A 1,118-nucleotide genomic window follows, 5' to 3' on the forward strand; every position below is an offset into this window, starting at 1 on the left:
CGGGACTGCTGCACGAATAGGTGACATCTGATCTGGCTTGCCCGCGGGGGTGGGCCTGGAAGGATGTTGCTGTGCCCAAGCCCTACCCGTCCGAGTTCCGTGACGACGTCGTGCGCGTCGCGAGTAACCGTGAGCCCGGAGTGACGATCGAGCAGATCGCGAAAGACTTCGGTGTTCACCCGATGACGCTGCAGAAGTGGATGCGTCGCGCCGACATCGACGCAGGTGCGAAGCCCGGCCAGTCCCGGACCGAGGCGGCGGAGATCCGTGAGCTGAAGAAGCGGAACCGTCTGCTCGAGCAGGAGAACGAGGTCCTCCGCCGCGCGGCGGCGTATCTGTCGCAGGCGAACCTGCCGGGAAAAGGCTCTACCCGCTCGTGAGCGAGCTCGCCGACGCAGGGATCCCTGTGACGGTGACGTGTCGGGTGCTCAAGCTCTCCCGCCAGCCCTACTACCGGTGGCTGACGAACCCCATCACCCCAAGTGAGGTGGTCGAGGCGTATCGCGCGAACGCGCTGTTCGACGCCCACCAGGACGACCCCGAGTTCGGCCATCGGCTCCTCGCCGACGAGGCCCGCGACAACGGGGAGGCGATGGCGGACCGGACCGCGTGGCGGATCGCCTCCAGCAACGGCTGGTTCAGCGCGTTCGGCAAGCCCAAGCGGAGCAAGGCCCGCCGGCCCGGCCCGCCCGTCCACGACGACCGCTGCGCCGTCATCGACGAGCACGGCCGAACCCGGCACGTGTTCACCGCCGACGCCCCGAACCAGCTCTGGTTGACGGATATCACCGAGCACAAGACCGCCGAGGGCAAGCTCTACCTCTGCGCGATCAAGGACGTCTACTCCGGCCGGATCGTGGGGTACTCGATCGACTCGAGGATGAAGTCCCGTCTGGTCGTCCAGGCGCTCGAGAACGCCGCCCTGATGCGCGGCGACGTCGCCGGCTGCGTCGTGCATTCGGACAGGGGATCTCAATTCCGCAGCCGGAAGATGCTCCGCGCCCTCAGCCGACACCGCATGGTCGGGAGCATGGGAAGAGTCGGGTCGAGCGGCGACAACGCCGCCATGGAGATGCTCCTATCGGTGTCAAGAGGGCGCGGGAGTGCTCTCGAGGAGT

The 1,118-nt window shown here is 67.3% G+C and carries 2 protein-coding genes; both read left to right on the forward strand.

Translation table 11 applies throughout. From position 1 onward, the window contains the following. Positions 1–71 precede the first annotated feature (71 nt). Entirely contained in the window at positions 72–380 is a 309-nt protein-coding gene (locus tag AS96_RS15550) for a transposase (protein ID WP_016463873.1), read from the forward strand. Continuing rightward, positions 377–1,118 (forward strand): IS3 family transposase (locus tag AS96_RS15370; protein WP_051498905.1); only part of this gene is annotated, 742 nt, incomplete at its 3' end. The genes AS96_RS15550 and AS96_RS15370, both read left to right, overlap by 4 nt.

It is taken from the genome of Microbacterium sp. MRS-1 (genome assembly GCF_000585455.1).
GTDB classification, from domain to species: Bacteria; Actinomycetota; Actinomycetes; order Actinomycetales; family Microbacteriaceae; genus Microbacterium; species Microbacterium laevaniformans.